This window comes from Massilia sp. CT11-108, assembly GCF_047302915.1.
GTDB classification, from domain to species: domain Bacteria; phylum Pseudomonadota; class Gammaproteobacteria; order Burkholderiales; family Burkholderiaceae_D; genus Telluria; species Telluria orientalis.
Map to the genome: position 1 here is coordinate 1 of NZ_JBKYMO010000808.1, position 1,739 is coordinate 1,739.

Below are 1,739 nucleotides of genomic sequence, written 5' to 3' on the forward strand. Positions count from 1 at the left end.
ACGCGCGCGATGACGGGGTCGTCGCTGACGGCCGCGATGTCGGCCACGCTGTTCGGGGACTTCAGCGCCGTCGCCGCAGGCCTGCCGGCCGTGCTGACGCAGATGCGGTATTCGCGGTCGATGGAACTGGAAGCGGACGATGACGCCGTCGCGGTCCTGCGCCACAACGGCCTGGAACCGGACGTGCTCGCCGACGCCCTGGAGGCGCTGGAGCGCGCGCGTCCAGGCGAGGACAAACTGCCGCGCTGGCTGAAGAAATCGATGTCGTATCTGTCCACGCACCCCGACACCGCCGAACGCATCGCGCGCCTGCGCAAGACCGCCCGCTGACACCCGTTGTCAACCTCATCATGGCAGTTAACGGACATGCATGATGCTGTCACCTGCGGGCAACATTATGGTGCTCATATGCACACTTTTTGGGCGCGGAGTTCCATAAGGCAACAAAAAATTCTTTCCTGTACGTAGAATCAAGCCGGGAACTGTTTGTTACCTCTTCCCACATAACAATCACGCTTGAATCAAGGAAGAACAAGATGGGCTTTCTCGCCAATATGAATATTGCGAAACGTCTCGGCGTGGGCTTCGCCCTTGTGCTGGGCCTGACCCTCGTCATCGCGGCCGCCGCCGTCTGGCGCCTGAATGCGATCGCGGATGCGACGCGCGCGATGATGGCCGTCCCGCTGGCCAAGGAGCGCATGATGGAAGAATGGCATATGCAGACGTTCGCCGCCGTGCGCCGTACCGCCGCCATCGTCAAGAGCTCGGACCCCAGCCTCGTCGAATTCTTCAAGGCCGACGGCGTCAAGACCGCCAGCCGCTCGACCGAACTGCAGAAGCAGATCGAAGCGCTGGTCGACGGCGACGAGGAACGCGCGCTGTTCGGCCGCATCGGCGAACTGCGCAAGGCCTACACGTCGTCCAAGCAACGCGCCATCAAGGCCAAGGCCGCCGGCGACACCGCCGAGGCCGAGCGCATCCTGAACCAGGAATACGTGCCGACGTCGGAAGCCTACGAAGGCAAGCAGGCCGAGCTGGTCAAGATGCAGCAGAACCGCATCGACACCATCGCCAGGGAGATCGACAACGCCAGCCGCCACAGCGCGCGCATGATCATGATCGTGGCCGGCATCGCCGTGCTGTTCGGCGCCGGCTGCGCGTGGGTGCTCGCGATTGCGATCGTGCGTCCGATCCGCCAGGCCGTGGACCTGGCCGAGAAGGTGGCCGCCGGCGACCTCACCCAGCACATCGACGCGAGCGGCACGTGCGAGACGGGCGCCCTGCTGCGCGCGCTGCGCAACATGAACGACAGCCTCGTCGCGATCGTCGCGCAGGTGCGCAGCGGCACCGATACCATCGCGACCGCGTCGGCCGAAATCTCGGCCGGCAACATGGACCTGTCTTCGCGCACCGAACAGCAGGCCGGCTCGCTCGGCACGACGGCCAGCACGGTCGAAGAACTGACGGGCACCGTGCGCCAGAACGCGGACAACGCGCGCCAGGCGAGCCAGCTGTCGATCGCCGCGTCGGAAATCGCGACGCAGGGCGGCGCCGTCGTCGACCAGGTCGTGCAGACGATGGGCGCGATCAACGATTCGTCCAAGAAGATCGTCGACATCATTTCGGTCATCGACGGCATCGCCTTCCAGACCAACATCCTTGCGCTGAACGCGGCCGTCGAAGCGGCGCGCGCCGGCGAACAGGGCCGCGGCTTCGCCGTCGTGGCGGGCGAGGTGCGC

The 1,739-nt window shown here is 65.4% G+C and carries 2 protein-coding genes; both read left to right on the forward strand.

The window, feature by feature from the left end:
- A partial coding sequence (locus ACEN88_RS30935; RefSeq protein ID WP_413345891.1) for a M48 family metalloprotease occupies window positions 1-330 on the forward strand: 330 nt, incomplete at its 5' end.
- A 224-nt stretch (window positions 331-554) separates the two neighbouring features.
- On the forward strand, window positions 555-1,739 hold a 1,185-nt coding region (locus ACEN88_RS30940; RefSeq protein ID WP_413345893.1), incomplete at its 3' end, for a methyl-accepting chemotaxis protein.